At 34.0% G+C, this 19795-nt stretch carries 18 protein-coding genes and 1 pseudogene; 16 read left to right on the forward strand and 3 right to left on the reverse strand.

The window, feature by feature from the left end:
- The first annotated feature begins 334 nt into the window (after positions 1-334).
- The 8 genes from QWZ06_RS09530 (at position 335) to QWZ06_RS09565 (ending at position 5509) form a co-directional block, all read left to right on the forward strand.
- Positions 335-991: a MarR family winged helix-turn-helix transcriptional regulator gene (locus QWZ06_RS09530; protein ID WP_290297521.1), complete on the forward strand. Its 657-nt coding sequence runs from the start codon at positions 335-337 to the stop codon at positions 989-991.
- A 40-nt stretch (positions 992-1031) separates the two neighbouring features.
- Complete coding sequence (gene crtID, locus QWZ06_RS09535; RefSeq protein WP_290297522.1) at positions 1032-2522, forward strand: bifunctional phytoene desaturase/3,4-desaturase; 1491 nt, start codon at positions 1032-1034, stop codon at positions 2520-2522.
- A gap of 1 nt (position 2523) precedes the next feature.
- A complete protein-coding gene (locus tag QWZ06_RS09540) occupies positions 2524-3360 on the forward strand; it encodes a phytoene/squalene synthase family protein (protein WP_290297524.1) in 837 nt (278 codons plus the stop codon).
- Between the two features lie 58 nt (positions 3361-3418).
- On the forward strand, positions 3419-3892 hold the full coding sequence (locus tag QWZ06_RS09545) for an SRPBCC family protein (protein WP_290297525.1): 474 nt from the start codon (positions 3419-3421) through the stop codon (positions 3890-3892).
- Entirely contained in the window at positions 3889-4341 is a 453-nt protein-coding gene (locus QWZ06_RS09550; RefSeq protein ID WP_290297528.1) for a sterol desaturase family protein, read from the forward strand. Before QWZ06_RS09545 ends, QWZ06_RS09550 begins: the two co-directional genes overlap by 4 nt.
- Positions 4341-5027: a lycopene cyclase domain-containing protein gene (locus QWZ06_RS09555; RefSeq protein ID WP_290301324.1), complete on the forward strand. Its 687-nt coding sequence runs from the start codon at positions 4341-4343 to the stop codon at positions 5025-5027. The genes QWZ06_RS09550 and QWZ06_RS09555 overlap by 1 nt, the downstream gene beginning before the upstream one ends.
- Complete coding sequence (locus QWZ06_RS09560; protein WP_290297529.1) at positions 5017-5259, forward strand: lipocalin family protein; 243 nt, start codon at positions 5017-5019, stop codon at positions 5257-5259. Before QWZ06_RS09555 ends, QWZ06_RS09560 begins: the two co-directional genes overlap by 11 nt.
- A 100-nt stretch (positions 5260-5359) precedes the next feature.
- A complete protein-coding gene (locus tag QWZ06_RS09565; protein ID WP_290297530.1) occupies positions 5360-5509 on the forward strand; it encodes a hypothetical protein in 150 nt (49 codons plus the stop codon).
- 265 nt (positions 5510-5774) lie between these two features.
- On the opposite strand, the gene QWZ06_RS09570 is transcribed toward QWZ06_RS09565, so the two are convergent.
- Complete coding sequence (locus tag QWZ06_RS09570) at positions 5775-6668, reverse strand: cation diffusion facilitator family transporter (RefSeq protein ID WP_290297532.1); 894 nt, start codon at positions 6666-6668, stop codon at positions 5775-5777.
- Between the two features lie 331 nt (positions 6669-6999).
- Here QWZ06_RS09570 and QWZ06_RS09575 point away from each other — a divergent pair, with 331 nt between their 5' ends.
- The 8 genes and pseudogenes from QWZ06_RS09575 to QWZ06_RS09610 all read left to right on the forward strand — a co-directional run bounded on the left by QWZ06_RS09575 (position 7000) and on the right by QWZ06_RS09610 (position 16834).
- Positions 7000-7281: a helix-turn-helix domain-containing protein gene (locus QWZ06_RS09575; RefSeq protein WP_002980966.1), complete on the forward strand. Its 282-nt coding sequence runs from the start codon at positions 7000-7002 to the stop codon at positions 7279-7281.
- 97 nt (positions 7282-7378) lie between these two features.
- Complete coding sequence (locus QWZ06_RS09580; RefSeq protein WP_290297536.1) at positions 7379-8833, forward strand: DUF3945 domain-containing protein; 1455 nt, start codon at positions 7379-7381, stop codon at positions 8831-8833.
- Positions 8834-8853: 20 nt separating this feature from the next.
- Positions 8854-10940: pseudogene (locus QWZ06_RS09585) on the forward strand (type IA DNA topoisomerase).
- A gap of 229 nt (positions 10941-11169) precedes the next feature.
- On the forward strand, positions 11170-11538 hold the full coding sequence (locus tag QWZ06_RS09590; RefSeq protein ID WP_290297537.1) for a hypothetical protein: 369 nt from the start codon (positions 11170-11172) through the stop codon (positions 11536-11538).
- Between the two features lie 703 nt (positions 11539-12241).
- A complete protein-coding gene (locus QWZ06_RS09595; protein ID WP_290297538.1) occupies positions 12242-13570 on the forward strand; it encodes a M16 family metallopeptidase in 1329 nt (442 codons plus the stop codon).
- Positions 13571-13618: 48 nt separating this feature from the next.
- Positions 13619-15031, forward strand: coding sequence for a M16 family metallopeptidase (locus QWZ06_RS09600; RefSeq protein ID WP_290297539.1), 1413 nt, complete (start codon positions 13619-13621; stop codon positions 15029-15031).
- A 167-nt stretch (positions 15032-15198) separates the two neighbouring features.
- Positions 15199-15639 carry a transposase gene (locus tag QWZ06_RS09605; RefSeq protein WP_290297540.1) on the forward strand — a complete coding sequence of 147 codons (441 nt, stop codon included), beginning with the start codon at positions 15199-15201 and terminating at the stop codon, positions 15637-15639.
- A 433-nt stretch (positions 15640-16072) separates the two neighbouring features.
- Positions 16073-16834, forward strand: coding sequence for a carboxypeptidase regulatory-like domain-containing protein (locus QWZ06_RS09610; protein WP_290297541.1), 762 nt, complete (start codon positions 16073-16075; stop codon positions 16832-16834).
- Positions 16835-17042: 208 nt separating this feature from the next.
- Here the strand turns inward: QWZ06_RS09610 and QWZ06_RS09615 are convergent, their stop codons facing one another.
- Positions 17043-18740: a S41 family peptidase gene (locus tag QWZ06_RS09615; protein ID WP_290297544.1), complete on the reverse strand. Its 1698-nt coding sequence runs from the start codon at positions 18738-18740 to the stop codon at positions 17043-17045.
- A gap of 39 nt (positions 18741-18779) precedes the next feature.
- On the reverse strand, positions 18780-19499 hold the full coding sequence (locus tag QWZ06_RS09620) for an outer membrane beta-barrel protein (RefSeq protein ID WP_290297545.1): 720 nt from the start codon (positions 19497-19499) through the stop codon (positions 18780-18782).
- Between the last annotated feature and the right edge of the window lie 296 nt (positions 19500-19795).

The raw sequence follows: 19795 nt of genomic DNA on the forward strand, positions 1-19795 counted from the left end.
GGGATCTTAAAAGCAGTGAGTTATAAAGCTATTTCCTTCTCTTGTTTTGGAAAACACAATTCAAATTATTTTTTAATACATCGTTTAAGTAAAATACATTTTTTCATATTTTAAAAATTTATAGTTTATTAATACACTATTTTAATGTATTAAATATACTCCATACAACTACCTTTTTAAAATCAGGTTTTTATTTAATGCTGATTATAAGGTATTTTTTTTATTTTAATAAGTGCTTTGAACACTTAATTATAATTCGGGAGAATAAAAACAAAAAAATAAAAAGTATATTTATAAACTTTAATAAGTATATTTGTATACTAATTTATTTTATATGAATTTTGATCTTATAAAAGCAGTTGTTGAGCTTGTTCAGCAATTCATGGAACAGAATGAAGATAAAGTGCAATATAGTGACGATCTTCAGGGATTTACACAATGGATCAATGTTTCTTCGAAATCTTATTCTGGGCAGGAACATCCGGATTGGGTAGGAAAGGAATTAGGAAGAAGTTCTGATAGTATCATCAATACCTTATTGATAAGAATGGGAAGGTATGCAAAAACGTACTCACGTTCAATTGGTAATTCCGTTTTTTCAAGCCAAGATGATTTTATTTATCTGATAATCCTGAAAACCATGGGAGCTCTGACAAAAATGGAACTCATAAGATATAATGCTAGTGAGAAATCTTCCGGCATACTTATTATTAACCGCTTGATCCGTAATGGCTGGGCTGAACAGACCGTCTCCTATAAAGATAGAAGGATCAAACATATTCAGATAACTGAAAAAGGACTTTCTGTGCTGGATGAGCACATGGATGAAATCCGTAAAGCTTCAAGGGTGGTAGTGGGAAATCTGAACCATTCTGAACAAATGCTGCTTATTGCTATACTTTCTAAATTGGATGAATTTCATGATTCTTTTTACCGTATGAATATCGAAGCCAAAGATTTGCTGGATATTGTCTACAATAGACTGAATTGATAACTAAGAGAGTCTGTTAAAAACTATTAAATAAACAACAATGAATACTGGAAACTTAAGAAAGAAAATTGCGGTGATAGGTTCCGGATTTTCCGGAATCTCAGCGGCAGCTTATGCAGCAAAATCAGGTAATGAAGTACACGTATTTGAAAAGCACTCTCAACCAGGTGGGCGTGCAAGACAATTTAAAACAGATGAAGGATATGTTTTTGATATGGGGCCAAGCTGGTACTGGATGCCCGATATTATAGATGGGTTTTTTAGTGATTTTGGGTGTAAAGCATCCGATTTTTTTAATCTTGTTTCTTTGGATCCTCAGTTTGAAATGGTTTTTTCAGAAGAAAAAATTGCAGTTCCCAAGAAAAATGAAGACATCCGCAAGCTCTTTGAAAAAATAGAAACCGGTGCGGCTATGCAATACGACAAGTTTATGCAGTCTGCCCAATTTAAATATGAGGTAGGAATGAAAGAATTTGTAACAAAACCTTGTTATAACTGGTTGGAATTTGCTTCTTTAAAAATAGCGGAAAGTGCACTAAAGCTTGATCTTTTAAGCAATTTCAGAAAATATGTTTCAGGATATTTTACGGATCCCAAACTCAAATCTTTAATGGAATTTCCGGTTATATTTCTTGGAGCTTCCCCAAAGAATATTCCAGCCCTATACAGTCTTATGAATTACGGAGGCTATGTTTTGGGAACAAAATACCCAATGGGAGGGTTTTGTCAGCTTGTTCTCGCCATGAAGGAAGTAGCGGAAAAGCAGGGAGCAATCTTTCATTTTAATCACGAAGTACAAAAAATCAATACAGAAAACGGAAAGGTATCTTCCATAACAATTGATGGTGAAACATATGAGTTTGATGCCGTAATTGCTTCCTCAGATTATCATCATACGGAGACGTTACTCCCAAAATCTCTCAGAAACTATAACGAAAAATATTGGAAGACGAAAACCTTTGCTCCTTCATGTCTTATCTATTATCTTGGGATCAAAGGAAAAATTCCTCATATAAAGCATCATACTCTGTTTTTTGAAAACGAACTTGACAATCATATAGGCTGTATCTATGAAAATAAGCAATGGCCATCTGAGCCGCTTTTCTATACCTGTTGCCCATCTAAAACAGATCCGGAGGTAGCGCCTGAAGATTGTGAAAATCTCTTTTTGCTTTTACCCCTTGCTCCTGGAATACATGATGAAGAATCTATCAGAGAAAAATACCTGATGGAGATGCTTAAGCGAATTGAAAAGCATACCGGTGATACTGATCTTATTTCCAGAATAGAATACAAAAGAAGCTACTGTGTAAGTGATTTTATTTCCGATTATAATGCCTATGAAGGTAATGCCTACGGACTATCCAATACTTTATCACAGACAGCTGTCTTAAAACCCAAAATAAGAAACAGAAAGATCAGAAATCTTTTTTATACAGGGCAGTTAACCGTTCCCGGTCCTGGTGTTCCGCCATCGATAATTTCCGGAAAAATTGTAGCGACTGAAGTCAGTAAACTAAAAATAAAATAATATGAAAAAATTGTTTGATGAATTGTCTTACGAAGTGAGTAAGTACACTACGCAAAAATACAGTACCAGTTTTTCATTGGGAATACTGGCGTTGAAGCCTTCCATCAGACCTGCTGTTTATGCTGTTTACGGGTATGTGCGCCTGGCAGATGAAATTGTAGATAGCTTTCATGGCTATGATAAAGAGAAACTTCTGAAGAGATTAAAGTCTGAAACCTATCAGGCGCTTGAAGATGGTATATCACTAAATCCTATTTTGCATTCATTTCAGGAAACCGTTCGTAAGTATGATATAAACAGACAGCTCATTGATCAGTTCTTACACAGTATGGAAATGGATCTTCATAAAATTGATTATAACTCCGAATTGTATAAAGAGTACATCTATGGATCTGCGGAAGTTGTAGGACTGATGTGTCTGCAGATATTCACAGAAGGTGATAAACAGCAGTATAAGAAACTGAAACCCTTTGCCATGAAATTAGGATCTGCTTTTCAGAAAGTTAATTTTTTACGGGATCTGAAAGATGATTATCAAATTTTAGGAAGAACTTATTTTCCGTTCCTGAATATGTCAGTCTTTGATAATAACGTTAAAACGCTGATTGAAAAGGAAATTGAAGAAGAATTCAAAGAAGCGTTGCTGGGAATTAAAAAACTCCCGGGCTCATCCATTTTCGGAGTATACCTAGCCTACAGATATTACCTTTCCCTGTTTGAAAAAATAAAAAAAACAAGCTCCCAGAATATATTACAGCAAAGAATCAGAATTGCTAACTCACAAAAGCTGTTGGTTGCTTTCAAAAGCTATATTCGCTACAAATCAGCTTATTTCTGATTGTAGAATTCCGTTTAAAAATGATTTTTTGGAGCGTTTAACAATCAATAAAAAATAAATGATGTACAGATTATACAGAGAACAACAGCTGGGCTGCAATATTGAAACGGCATGGAAGTTTTTTTCATCCCCTCATAATTTATCAGAAATCACCCCAGAGAGTATGGGGTTTGTGGTTCTTTCTGATGTGAAGGATAAGCCTATTTTTAAAGGAATGGAAATAGATTATACAGTCTCTCCTTTATTGGGGATTCCCATGAGGTGGAAAACCATTATCAGACAGGTTGAAGATTATAAAAGTTTTACAGACTTTCAGAAAGAAGGTCCATATAAGCACTGGAATCATTTTCATGAATTTATTCCTAACGAGCATGGAGTACTCATGAAAGATACCTTAGACTATGAACTTCCAATGGGGATTTTAGGTAAAATAGCTCATCAGTTATTTGTAAAGGAAAAGCTTAAAAGTATTTTCGATTTCAGATACAGGGTTTTGAATAATCTTTTTAACGATAAACATAAAGAATCATGAATGTTCTGATCGTTTTGGGAGTTTTTGTTTCCATGGAAGGAGCTACATGGCTTATTCACCGGTATATTATGCATGGTTTCCTGTGGAGCCTGCACCGGGATCATCATGATCACAGCCATGACGGCCAATTAGAAAAAAATGATTGGTTCTTTTTCATTTTTGCAAGCCCGGCTATTGCCTTATTGTATCTGGGAGTACAACAGGATTTTAGTTATTGGTTTTTTATCGGTCTGGGAATAAGCCTTTACGGCATGGCCTATTTCTTTGTGCATGATATTTTTATTCATCAGAGGGCTAAGATTTTTACTAAAACAAAGAATCCGTACTTTCTTGCTATCAGACGTGCTCATAAGCAGCATCACAAACATCTGGGAAAAGAAGATGGAGAATGTTTCGGTTTTTTGTGGGTGCCTGTTAAATATTTTAAAATGTATTTCAATAAAAAATGATGCCTTATACTTACATACTGATTAACTTTTTCACCGTGATTATCTGCTTTTTGGCATCTTTTGACGGAAGAATACAGTTTAATAAACTTTTTGGAAAATTTTTGCTGTCATCCACCATTGTAGCCATTCCTTTTATTGCCTGGGATATTTGGTTCACAGCAAAAGGAGTATGGTGGTTTGATCTCAATTATACCTTAGGATTTAAAATAGCGGGACTTCCAGTAGAGGAATGGCTGTTTTTTTATTGTATTCCCTTCGCTTGTGTTTTTACTTATTATTGCCTTGAAAAGTATTTTAATCTGGGCTGGATGAGTGCTTTTAATAATCTCATTGTATTTACTTCTTTTATTGTTCTTTGTGTTGTAGGGCTACATTATTATGAAAGAATATATACTTTACTGACAGTAATTGTAACCATACTTACACTTGGTTATCTTCATTTTATCGCTAAAAAACAATGGTTAGGCAAAGCCAGCTTTGTATATCTGGTTCTGATGCCTGGTTTTTTTGCTGTGAATGGGATACTGACAGGCTCATTAATTTCTTCACCGGTTGTTAATTATAATCCTGATGATTTTTTAGGCATTAGAATGGGAACGATTCCTGTTGAAGATGCCGTCTATGGCTACAGCCAGTTTTTACTCAATATTTATTTCTTTAAAAAAATAACTAAAAATGAAAAATAGAACAATTCTTATAGTCATACTATGCTTCGTGTTTTTAAATAGTATGACTTCCTGTTCCTTTATGCCTGAGAAAGCTCAGCCTGTCAGACAATTTGATGTCAATCGGTATTTAGGTAAATGGTATGAAATAGCAAGATTCGATTATTATTTTGAAAAAGATTTTGATAATGCAATGGCTCAGTACAACCTTAATGCGGATGGAAGTGTAAAAGCTTTTGGTGAAATGACTTAAATGGCACTTATCAAAAAAAAATATTCATGATAAGCCAGTAGGTATACTTATTATTGCTAGACTACTTCGTCAGAAACTTGTAGAGCAGAAAGAATGTGACATGAACAAAAGAAGTAAGCTCATCCGTATTTCAGAAAAGGGACCGGTTGTTATTGAAAGACAAATGGAAAAAATTCGTCAGGCAACAAATATTGTTGCCGGAAACCTTACCCATAACATAAAGAAAAGATGGACCTTATCCGTATTCTAAATAAGCTCGATGCTTTTCATTATCCCATTTTTTCACGAAATATTCATTCTGATGAACTTATCAATACCGTATACGAAGAGTATGCATTCAAAAACTCATAACTTTATGCTATAAATTTTGATCGATTGTCAGTTTATGGCGTTTAGCCATTGTTTTGGCTTGTTGTATAATTATTTGATCAAGCTGAGGATGGCCTATAATAATTGTTTATGTATTGAATAACAGATAAAAATTGAAAACTACCAAGATCATAAAATATAATGAGTTATTCCGGTTGAATAATAACGAACCTTACGAAAGGAAATTCGTTTTTAATATGCTCACGAATACGGTGTATGGCCTCTGTGATCTCTTCTGTATCCAGATGATCTTCAAAATCGATGATCAGCATCAATACCACTTCTTCAGGTGACTGGTATGTAGAAAGAATATTTTTTGTTCTGACTACAGCACTATCTTTTTCAGCCAGTTTAGCAATCTTTTCTCTTGTTTCAGGTGCTATGCCTTCACCCATCAGAAGGCTCCTGCTTTCCCTGGCCAGAATAAGCGAGACAAAAACCAGCATTAACCCTACGATTACCGATGCCAGCCCATCCAATTCAGGAATTTGTAACCAGTGGCTGATCCCCATTAATATCATAACAACAAGCAGACCGGCTACTGCGGCACCATCTTCAAAAACTACAAGAAAGCTTCCCGGATCTTTGCTTTTGATGATCGCATCCCACCATCTCAACCCGTTACGGGTTTTGTTAAATTCTTTTACAGCGATAAACAAAGAGGTACCCTCGAAAATAAGGGAAAGTATCAATACAATATAATTCCAGAATGGATCTTTCATTACTTCGGGTTCCATAATATGTAAAATTCCCTGATAGATGGATAAAGCGCCCCCTAAACCAAATATAAGAATTGAAACCACGAAGGACCAGAAATAGAGCTCTTTGCCGTATCCAAATGGATGAGATTCATCTGCAGGCTTCTTGCTCCTTTTGATTCCATATAAAAGCAGCAGCTGATTCGCGGTATCAACTGTTGAATGAATTCCTTCGGATATCATGGAAGAACTATTGGTAAATGCCCCTGCAATAAACTTTGTGAGAGCGATCAGTAGGTTAGCGGCAAGTGCACTGTAAATTGATTTGCGATTATTGGCCATTAATGATGGATATTAATAAGAGAACAATAAAATTACTTCAATACATTAAAACAGATAGATTCCCTATATGAGCTGATGTACTTAAATCATTAATAAAATTATAGCTTTTGTCTCAAAATAAAAAATATATGAACAGATACTTAGAATTGAATTTTCGAATTAAAACAATTTTATATCTTCTACTATTATCTTATAGATCAACATATCGATCATTCTTAAGAGCTATTAAAAAAAATCAGTAAAAATCTTTTCGTGACTACGAAAAAGTAGTGATTTTATATGATTTCTATTGTTCAATTTTACATCACAAGCAATCATAAAAATCACAGTTATGAATATTGAAAGAACAGAATTTATAGCCTGGATGGAGAGAATTATGGAAAGATTTGACCTACTGAAAGAACAGATGCTTAAGAACCAATCCAGATTTATAGAAGTAGACGGAGAGCAGCTTCTGGATAACCAGGATGTTTTACAGCTTTTAAAAATAAGCTCCCGATCATTACAGCGTTACCGGACTGATAAAAAGCTGCCTTATTATACCATCAGCGGAAAGCTATACTATAAGCTTTCGGATGTCCATCAATTGATCAGAGAATGTTTAAACTCTTAACGATGATAGGACATCCACAGCCAAATCATTCATCACCTTTCCAATCTTTAGGATTCTCTTAATTGATCTATACATTGGTTCCATTAAATGAAATGCAATGGAAAATGAATTGATACCCCCTCAGGAACCCAATGAACTCAAACCAGAAACAGACACACTACTTGTCCTGAACATTCATACCAACCAGGTTGAAATGGTCAAAGGAATTGATCAAGATGGGAATCTGCAAAAGGTTACTCCACAAGAAAAAAAGGATAATGACCCGCTGATCAGAGTTGATAAACATGGAGATATTTTCTCCAACTTCTTTTCCAACTTTTACCGGCAGCTTAAAAACCCAATGCATTTCAACTTTTTCAAAGTTTCAGAATACGATGCTGTTAATATCGCTCAGGATCTTCAGAAGTATGTCGATCAGGCATCCCCCGAAGAAAAAGAAAAGCTGAAAGGCTATGAAGTTTTACCACAATATAACAATAATCCAAAAAATCAAAATACAATGGACAACAACACAGACAATCAGGAATATCGTTTTCAGCCTGAACAGATCGACTGGAAAACGATGGAGAAGTTCGGACTTAATCAGGAGAAGCTTGAAAAAATGAATGCCATGGATTCATTACTCAGAGGTTTTAAAACCAATACACTAATTCCCATCACTATTAATCTGGGAACGGCAGTAAGCAAAATGGATGTTCGATTATCTCTTCAAACAGGAAATACGGGACAGGTTGCTGTTCATCTGCATGGAATCCGAAAAGAACCTAGCCTCAATAATAAATTCTTAGGGCATCAGTTCAGTGATGAAGACAAAAAGAATCTTAGAGAGATCGGGAATATGGGCAGGATAGTAGATCTGGTCAATCCTAAAACCGATGAAATCATTCCATCTGTCATCAGCTGTGACCGTTTAACCAATGAATTGGTTGCCTATAGAGCGGAGTACATGAAAATTCCTGATGAAATCAAAGGAATACAACTTGATGAACATCAGAAACAAACCTTACTAGAAGGAGGACCATTGTATCTGGAAGGCATGACCTCTAAAAAAGGTGAACTTTTCGATGCTACCGTTCAGTTCAATGCGGATAAGCGGTATGTGGAATTTTTGTTCAACAATAGCCAGGCACCGCAACAAAGTCAACAACATTATTATAACCAACAGCAACCTCAACATACGGATAAAGAAGCACCCAAAGTATTCAGAGGAAAAGAACTGGACGATTCGCAATATGAAAAGTTCAAAGCCGGGCAAACCGTGTACGTTGACGGTCTTACCGATGTTAAAGGTAAAGCCTATCAAGGCTATATTACCTTCAATAAAGAAACCTTTAAAACCGATTTCTCCTTCAATCATCCTAATAAGCTCAAAGAAGAGGCAAAACCTACAGAAGATCATAAAACTCAAACTGCGGTTAACACCCAGGGTAAGACCAATGAAGCTACAAAAAATGTGAAGGAGCCTTTAGAATCAAAACAGCAGCAGCCTGTTAATAAGCAACAGGAGGATCAGCAAAAGAAGATTAGAAAACCAAGAGGGCAAAAACTATAATCAACATCTAAATCCATCATATGAAAGCAATCATCGCAGAAAAACCCAGTGTCGCAAGAGAAATCGCACAATTATTAGGAGCCCATGAAAAGAAAGATGGTTACCTATCCGGTAATGGATATTGTGTCACCTGGGCATTAGGACATCTGATCGCATTAGGAATGCCGGAGGATTATGGTATAAGAGGCTTTAACAAAGCCTCTTTGCCTATCTTTCCGAACCCTTTTATTCTAACTCCCAAAAAACTAAAGAAAACAAAAGGCTATGAGCCTGATCCTTCCGCTTTAAAACAACTCAACACAATAAAACAAGTCATCAGTCAATGCAATAGCATCATTGTAGCAACAGATGCAGGTAGGGAAGGTGAGCTTATCTTCCGCTATATCTATCACTTCATACAGTGCAATAAACCTTTTGAAAGACTCTGGATCAGTTCCCTGACCGAAAAAGCAATACAAGAAGGCTTCAAGAAGCTTCAGCCAGGCGATGCCTTTGACGGTTTGTATCAAGCAGCTAAAGCCAGAAGTGAAGCAGACTGGCTGGTAGGAATCAATGCTACCAAGGCATTAACCATCGCAGGAAACCAAGATGTTTATTCATTAGGCAGAGTGCAGACCCCAACTCTTGCTTTAATCTGTCAACGGTTTCTTAAGCATCAAAACTTTACCAAGCAAAAGTACTTTCAGATTCAGCTGAGTCACAGAAAGAGTATACAGACTTTACCAGCCTCTCACTATTACAATGGGAAGAAAAAAAGCAGGCAGAACAAATCCAAAAATCCATAGAGCGGGAGGGAAGAGCTGTTGTAGAGGGTGTATCCATTACAACAGTACAGGAACAGTCTCCGTTACTTTTCGATCTCACGGAATTACAGAAAGAAACCAACAGAAAACTGGGGCTTTCTGCCGATGAGGTTTTACAAATTGCCCAAAGCTTATATGAAAAGAAATTCATAACCTATTCCAGAACCGGTAGCAAGTATATTCCCAAAGACTTATGGCCTGAAATTCCTGAACTGGTCAGAATACTGAATCAAACCGAACCATTCAAAACAGCAATAGCCCATTTAAAATTTGGAAACTTCAACAAGAGAATAGTCAATGATTTAAAAGTTACCGATCATCACGGTTTGCTCATCACTACAAAAGTTCCATCCGCACTTACTGCAACGGAAAAAGCCATCTATGATATGATTGCTTACCGTTTATTGGAATCCCTATCCCATGCCTGTACAAAAGAAGTCAGTAATATCATACTAAAAGTTCATCATTATGAATTCCAGGTTAGAGGCACAAAAATACTCAATCAAGGCTGGCGAGCGATAAAAGGAATTCTTTCAGACAATGAAAATGACCATAATACTAGTGAAGCCCTTACTGAGCTTTCGGAATTCAAAACAGGAGATGAACTGAAGGTTTCAAAAACAGAATTACTGGAAAAAACAACGCAGCCTCCCAAACTTTATACAGAAGCTGATCTCTTATCAGCGATGGAAAATGCAGGCAGATCTATTGAAAACAAAAAAGAACAGAAAACACTATCCAATATCGGCATCGGAACCCCAGCAACGAGAGCTTCTATTATCGAAACCTTACTCAGCAGAAACTATATCATCAGAAAGAACAAAAGCCTACATCCCACCGATAAAGGCTTACAGGTTTATGAGCTTGTCAAAGACAAAAAAATAGCGAATGTCCAAATGACCGCAGAATGGGAAATGGCGCTTGATAAAATTGAAAAAGGTGAACTTAATAAAAATCAATTCATCAATAGCATCCAAGAATACACAACAGAAATCACCAACGAACTTTTATCGCTTAGTATTCCCCAAGAAAACATTTCACAACTAAAATGCCCCCAATGCCAACAACATACTCTTATTATCAAAGATAAAATTGTAAAATGTCCTGACGAACAGTGTAATTGGATTCTCTTCAGAACTATATGCGGACTACAACTCAGTATTAAAGATATTACTTTGTTATTAACTCAAAACAAAACATCATTAATCAAGAACATGAAAAGTAAAAACGGAAAGAAGTTTGATGCTTATATTGTTTTAAAAGATGATTTCACTACTGCATTTGGATTTAGAAAGAACTTCTAGCTAAATACAATTATAGTATAGGGTGTTAACTCATGAGAGCTAGTGTATCCATTTCCGATGATATCCGGAAATGGACTTTCCATTATAGATGGGTTATTTAAAAGGGAATATATGAATGTCCAAAAAATGCTTAATAATCTCAAAATTATTAAACATTTTTTGTCTACCATAGATAACAATCTCAATTCGTAAGAGTAGCCACCTAGTTCTGTACACTAACTACAGGTCTATGGGAAGAATTACTTTACCTAAAGGCAGTTGGATTGTATCCTGGGTTTTACAACTAGGATTTATAGGTTCAGTAACATTTCCAAAAAGCTATCATATCCTATCGCAATTATCAGCTAGCAACAATACTATAAATAATACTGGATTTACTACGAATAATGGACTTTATGGTACTTTGACCGGAAATATGGCTGACTCAAGTCAATTTTTTTTAGGGCAGATTAGAGGGTCTTCTTATATTACCGTAACTAATGCATCAGTAACTTTATATGTTATATCGAACGGTGTATATACTGGAAGCCTAGGTCCTTCTAATATTAAATTTCAGGCCAGTTATGGCAAAAAAATTCAATATCCGCAATACCTGTAAATTAAAAAAAAATCAAGTTTACATGTAATTATGGAAACAAAAGTGATATAATAATTTTTTTGCAACCTAATATATCGGTTGTATTAGATTTAGTTTTTTTAAAAACAACAAACTTGGAAAAATGTATTTTTTTCAATTGATTTTTGTTTGTTGCTCTAAATAAAGATTTTTACGAAATAATTGGTAGAAAAATTAGGAATAAATTTCTATACTTAAAAAAATAAATAATCCGTGTTGTGAAGTTCACAAGAACCTATACACCATTTTTATGATCAAGGATGAGATTTAAATGAAGTATTTAGACAATAAGTCTTTATATCGTTTCTAAAATATTTATAGGTTTTAGAATATAAAATAAAGTCCGCAGACAAGCTATATTAAATTCAAAAGAAAGTATTATTCATTTTGAGCTCTCATATTTAATAAGCAGTAATCTTAATGTCTTCAATGACGCTTCGTCATTGAATTTTATAGAAACATTTGAATTGAATTCTTGTAAGTGTTTGATTTTTAATAATTGTTAGATGTTGTTAGATGTTGTATTAGAATTAAGGAGATTATTTTTTTTGCTGATTGTGCCATAGAAAATAATTTTGCAAGACTTTAAGTGAAGAAGTAGGTATTTGAACTTAAATCTACTAATAAAGCTAGCTTAATGAGCTAAAAAATGTAGAAACAAAACACTAACAATAAAAAAATGATAATGAAATCTTTAAAATTTAAAAAAACACTGCTGACTACAGCAATCTTTGTTTCAGGTATATGCCTGTCACAACAGATTAAATTTAAAGAATATGATCTCCCCAATGGTCTTCATGTAATTCTTCACCAGGATAATACAGTACCGGTTGTAACAACGGCAGTAATGTATTATGTAGGAGCAAAGGATGAGGTAAAAGGAAAAACAGGATTCGCACACTTTTTTGAACATCTTTTATTTGAAGGAACAAATAATATTAAAAAAGGTGACTGGTTCAAAATTGTTCTTTCCAATGGAGGCCGAAATAATGCAAATACTAATTATGATCGTACCTATTATTATGAGACTTTTCCTTCTAATAATGAGCAATTAGGGCTTTGGATGGAAGCTGAAAGAATGCGTCATGCAGTAATTGATCAAACAGGAGTAAATACACAAAGAAATGTGGTAAAGGAGGAAAAGAAAGAACGTATTGATAATGTTCCATATGGAGGGAATGCTTATTTAACTGCTGTGAATCCACATATCTTTAATAGGCATCCCTATAGCGGGAGTATAATAGGGTCTATAGAAGATTTGAATTCAGCACAATTAGATGAATTTAAAACATTTTATAAGAAATACTATGTCCCGAACAATGCTACTTTAGTGGTTGCGGGAGACATTAAGCCTGAGCAGACGAAAAAATGGATTCAGCAATATTATGGAAGTATTCCAAAAGGAATTGTTACACCCAAAAATTTACCAGCAGAAGAGCCTATTGTTCAGGAAAAAGAAGTGACGGAGACGGATCAGAATATTGAGTTGCCAGCCTATATTTTTGCTTACAGGATACCTGGTAATAAGGAAAAAGATAGTTATATTCTTAAAATGCTTGCTTCTTATTTAGGTAGTGGGCCGTCTTCAGTACTCCAAAATAAATTAGCGAACAAGGATAAAAAAGTTTTAGATCTCAGTGTTGGACTACTTAGTATGGAAGATTATGGAGTTTTTAAAATTTTTGCTATTCCAAGAGGGGATGTTAAAAAGCAAATTTTAAAAGAAGATATCGATGCTGAAATCAAGAAACTCCAAACTACACTGATTTCTCAGGAAGAGTATCAGAAGCTTCAAAACGAATTTGAAAGTTATTTTGTAAAACAAAATTCAAATATTGAGAAAATTACAGAGTCATTAGCAACAAACTATGTACTAAAGGGAAATACCAATTTGATAAACAAGGAAATAGATATTTATAAATCAGTCACAAGAGAAGACTTGCAGCAGGCAGCGATCAAATATCTAAACCCTAACCAAAGAGTAGTCATTAATTATCTGCCTGCTACAAAGTAATTTTATCAACGGAAAGCTAAACAAAGATTATTAATAATATTTTTACCAATGAAAATACAATTAACCTATATAATAGTATCCTTATTTTTATTTGCAGGGTTGTTTACTGCTCAGAAAATAGATATTAATGTAATGCCTAAAGCTGGGCCAGTCCCAGTTGTCAACATAGGTAAACCAAAAACTTTTCAACTAAGTAATGGTCTTACCGTGATTGTGGTAGAAAATAATAAATTGCCCCAGGTAACTGCCAATTTATCTATAGACAGACCTCCATATTATGAAGGAAATATAGTTGGAGTTGAACATGTTGTGGCAGGACAGCTTAAGAATGGTACAGCCAATCTTAGTAAAGATGAATTTAACAAAAAAGTTGATTTCCTAGGAGCTGACCTTAGTTTTTCTTCGGAAGGTGTATCTGCAAGTTCACTTTCTAAATTCTTCCCTGAAATATTACAATTAATGGCTGAAGCGATTATTCATCCGAAATTTTCCGATGAGGAAATTCAGAATACCAAACAGCTATTGGTTAATATCTTAAAATCTAAAGAGAAAGATGCCACATTTATTCTGCAAAAAGCTTCACCGGCTTTACAATATGGGAAAAATACCTCCAGAGGACAAGTGATGACAGTGGAATCTGTGAATAGAATTCAGACCAAAGATGTTAAAGACAGCTATCAAAAGTATTATACTCCCAATCATGCATATTTGGTTATTGTTGGGGATATTAAATTTGATCATATAAAATCTTTAGTAAGCAAAACATTTAGTGGATGGAAAAAATCAAATATACCCTTTGTTGCTTTAGAGCCTGTATCGAATGTAACAAAAACAGAGATCAATGTTATTGACGTTCCTACAGCGGTGCAATCTGTTATTCGCATACAAAATATTCATTCATTGAAAATGAAAGATGCCAATTATTTTCCTGCAAGAACCGCATTATGTATTTTAGGTGAAGGTGTATCTTCAAGGCTTGATATGAATCTTCGGGAGAAAAATGGATTTACCTATGGATCATGGGCAGTGCTGAATATGGAGAAATACAGGCCTTTATTTATTACTGGTGCAAACGTAAGAAATGAAGTGACTGATAAGTCTGTTCGTGAATTTATGAATGAATTGAATTTGATTTCTATTGTAAAAGCTGAAGAGCTTGAAAACGCCAAGGCAAAATTGAAAGGGGACTTTATTATGTCTTTAGAAGATCCAAACACTCTTGCAAAATTAGCCTTAAATCAAAAAGTACAGGAGCTTGCTCCTGACTTTTATACCCATTATCTGAAATCTCTCGATAAAGTAACAGTTGCAGATATTTCTAGGGTGGCAAAAGATATCATTTTGCCTAATCAAAGTAGAATTATGATTGTGGGAAAGGTGTCAGATATTGCAGAAGGGTTAGAAAAGCTGGGGTATCCTGTAAAATACTATGATCAGAATGCTGATCTTATAAAAGAATAAAAGACAGATTATTTTTTAACCCTCATAAGTTTAAAACACCATATAGGAAAGTGTATATGAATTAATATTTAGTCTCCCCTATTTTTCACAAATGATAATAAAAATAATAATACAAATGATGAAAGGGGAGCCTTTTATTAATTTAATGTCTAATAAACATATTATAAATGGAAAAAGCTGTTATTTTCAAAGAACTGAATATTGGATTTCTAATTTACCAAAGAGTAAAAGATATGGAAATAGATGAGGTCCGTATTCTTAATTTTTTTAAATGTTCAAAAAAAGAGGCTGAAAAGATGTACAGTAGCAGATCTATAGACTCGGAGATTCTTTTGAAGTGGTCAAAGTTGTTGAATTATGATTTTTTTAGAATATATACCCAGCACCTTATATTGTATTCGCCGCCGATACCATCTAACAAAGACAAAATAAATAATACTGAAACTTCCATTTTACCTACATTCAGAAAAAATATTTACACAAAACAAGTAATAGATTTTATATTAAAGCTAATTGAAGACGGTGATAAAACAAAGAAGGAAGTAATAGAAGAATATCGAATTCCTAAAACTACTCTATACAAATGGATCAACAAATACAAAAAATAAATGTGCAACCAGATTTCAGCCGGATTTATAATGACATTATCAAACTGTTTCCTGATAAAAAAAATAGTTGTGATCATCTGTTGAAAAAAAGGAATTTATCAGCTCTTGAAATAATTCGGTTGAATAAACTCATATTTGGAGAGAATGATAAGGAATCTGAATTGTTTAATAGGCGACATCGATGTTATAAAGAGATTGATATTCAGTGTATTTTAGAAGAGAAGAAAAGACTTGCACTTAATAATACTCAGATCGCAAAACGTTATAACATAAGCAGAAATACAATTAACAAATGGAACAAAATTTCTCTTAATAGAGTTTAACTGCATCTACGGCTTATAGTAGCTTTCTTACGGCCATATGTTCAGATTACAGTAAAGAGATTTTCATATTACCCGGCTAAAAAACTTATATATATTATTAAATGAAAATAATGTTGGTATTCATTTGTTTAATTGCTTTTGAGATCGCATTTTCTCAACAGATAGTTAGGGGCATTATTGCAGATGAGAAGGGTGCTAATTTAAGTTCAGTCATGATCATTAATATATCTACGGATAAAAAGGTGTTTAGTAATTCATTGGGTGAATTTGCTATTGAGGTATCAAAAAATGATGAATTAAGATTCATTCTTGAAGGGTACGAAAGACTTTCCAAAAGAATTACTACAGGTGAAAGCAATTCTCTATTGTCAATTACTCTTTATAAATTTATTAAAGAAATTGAAGAAGTTAAGTTGTATAAAAGACTAACTGGTAATTTATCAAAAGATTCCAAAACCTTAAGTAAGGTAGACAAAAAAGATATTATTCAGAAAGCTATAGGTCTCACTCAGCCAGTGGGTAAAATGAGAGAAAAGCCAGCAGAAATCAAAAAAGTTTTGCTTCCAATTTTAACAGGTAATCTTGATATACAGGGGGTTTATGATCTTATCAGCGGTAAAGCCAGAAAACAAAAACAAGCCTATCGATATGATGACTTACAAGATGATATTACATGGATAAGAAGTAGAGTAGAAGATGATTATTTTGTGAAAACAGGAATTCCTAAAAATAGAATTTCAGAATTTTTAGAATTCTCTTTTTATGAAAAACCTCAATTGAGAGCCTATATCAAAGCTAAAAATCTATCGGGAGCAGTATTGGAATTGGAAGACTTATTTCCGCTATATCTTGATAGACTGAAAAATGGCTAAAATTTCATACAAATACTAAATAGTACTATTTTAAAAGGAAAAAAGTGGGACTAAAATAAATGTATAAATCATTTATTTCAGCCCCTTACCCTGTTGTATGGTTTATAGTTGCTCAAAATTTGCATAGATCCACTATTTTTGTAAAATATTAATTAATCAAAATAAAATACACGGACTATTTCCGTGCATTTTTTATAGGTAACATATACTATTTGGTAGAAATATACTTTATAGCGGCTTGCAATACCCTATCTGCAAATGTTTTTGGAGAATTTTTCATTTCTAGCAGTTCTGCATTTGAAGGTGGAGCAACATAAATATCCGGCTTGATGCCAATTCCTTCAATGACCTCGCCTTTTGCATCTTTATGGGCCATTACAGGCATATAAAAACTCAAATATCCTGCTACCTCGCCTTTAGCTCCTCCATTGAATTCATCTGACCCTGTTAAAGCGGCAAGCCCCCCTGCGCTATAATCTCCTATAGAAATAACATGAGGTCCCTGGCTTTTTAACATTAATGTTGATATTTCGGACATGCTTACGCTTCCTCTATCAGTTAAAATAACAGTTGGGATGTCGGAAGGAATTCCAAATTTATGGGGATTGACATGCATAGGTACCCATGGAGTATAATTAAACCTCCCATTACCTTCTTTTGTTCTTTGATAGCCGGCCAGAGCATTTTTAGTGATGAAACGATCGGTCCAGAATCTTGCATCCGCTATAGCACCACCTCCATTTGCTCTCAGATCAATGATGATCTTTTTAATTTCTCCTTTATGCAGTGCATTAAAAAATTGTTTGTAGAAAGGAGATTTATCAATTATTCTCTGTGCTGCGTCCTGAAATGAAGGTAGTCCATATGCCCATTTAGCATGATTATCCATCTGGCTTACAAACCAGGCTATGTATGCTTTGCTTTCAGAGGTTAATACATCAGCTGGATAAGTACTAGATTTGTTATAGGCGACTAATTTTTTTGAATCTTCTAGTGATTTTTTTGTAACATCTAGAAAAGCATCTGATATGACTTCAGTATCCTTAAATGTACTGATATAATTATTAAAGGATTTCACATCAGCAGAATTGGGGAAATTATTCCACTGATTTAATATGTCTATTGTGAAATTTTCAACTTTATTTCTTAAGGTTGCATCACTGATTGAATTTAGTTCTACTGAATTTTTGATGATATCCGGTGTTAAAACAAGTCCATTGCCAGAATCGGGTTTCAAATAAGCATCCAGGAGATTAATTTTAAGAGCAGCAGATAAACTAAACATATTAAAACTGAAATAATAAGTATCCGGGTTAGATTTTAAGCTTCCCATTTGGTAAGTGAAAGTCGATTGAGTTCCATCTGGATTGTTAAAGACCATGCTTTCACTTTTTGCATCAGGTCCAAGCTTGTCAGCCATATAGGTTGTTTTAACTTTAAAGTCGTACTGATTATTAACAGGACTCTTCATTCCCCCACTGAATCTAAACGTTCCTTCAACTCCTTTTGAATAAGGTAATTTTATACCAACTGCAAAGTGGCGGTCTATGATCGGATCTATGATATCAGTGAAATACTGTCTTGCTATTTTTTGATTTTCTATAATATCTTTATCATTACCTGTATTAAAAGTTTGTAATGCCTGAAACTTAGGATAGTATTCTCTGTAAACAGCATCCCAATCCATACCATCATTTCTTTTCTGCTCATAAAAATAATTATATTGTTGGTCCATTACTGTCCAAAATACCCTAAAAAGGTCTGCATAGGATTTTATATCATTGGCGGTATATCTTGTAGGTTCTGTTGTTGAAAGATCATCTTCTGCTACACAGGAATTAAAAGTGGTAGCCGCTGTAAGAATTCCAAAAATAAGAATTGCTTTTTTACTAAAGTTTCTTGTCATATTATGTTTATTTTTAATGTATTAATGAAGTAAGGAGCTCTAATTAAATTTATAAGCTACACCAAGGGAAATCATATAGGATCTCGTAGTCATTTTTTGATCTTTATCTGTTGGTGCTTTATTAATATCAGAAAGTCCATATTGGTAGTTGTAAGCGGCATGAAGATCAAACTTATTGAACGAGTACCCTAGTTGAGCCTGACCCTGCAGACCATAACCAAATCTGTTGAGCTGATTCTCATTCTTCTCAAAGTCATAAGTATCTGATACTTGTATGTAATTAAAATTGCCATTTTCCTGAAGTTCTCCTATAACAGGATATTGGCCCTCTCTTTTCATTTTAAGCCAGTATTCGGTATACATACCTCCAGCCAGTTTAATCCATACTCCCTGGCTTTTATTTGGATTATTAAGAATATATCCGCCTACCAGTAAGGGAAAACCCAGAAAGTCATTATTGTATTTTGTAAACCAACCAGAATGCCTTCCTGTTCTTTCAAATTGGTAATTTTTTTGCAGGTACGATATCCCTGTAGAAATAAAAAGAGATTTCCAAATCAGATATTCCCCCGAAAGATTTATTCCGAAGCCGTAGCGTGTTGTATATCTAGAATTCACCAGATTAGACAGATTAGCATTCATCGCAGTATAGGTATAACCTCCATCAACTGCGATTTTTAGCTTATTCTGAGCAGATACAGCTAAATTGATTGAAGAAAATAAGCAAAGGCATACAGCCCTACATAAAGTTTTTTTCATAGATTTTTTTTTAATGTGTTGTTAGAAAAAATATTTATAATAATTTATTTTTATAAGACGCACTCTAATTTATAATCAGTGAGTTGAATGATAACTTAAAGATATTTGATATTGATTATTAGGCTGTGAAGTACGATCTAATAATTCCTAATAGGAATTATTAGATTATCTAATGTTATTTTTAATATGCTGTTATTTAATTGTTTATAGTTGTTTGTTTCTTGATTGACTGTTGGTGTTCATCAAGAAACAAACAGGTGAATGAGGAAAGTGCCAATTATTAGCGGATTCAGTAA

This window comes from Chryseobacterium tructae, assembly GCF_030409875.1.
Classification (GTDB): domain Bacteria; phylum Bacteroidota; class Bacteroidia; order Flavobacteriales; family Weeksellaceae; genus Chryseobacterium; species Chryseobacterium tructae.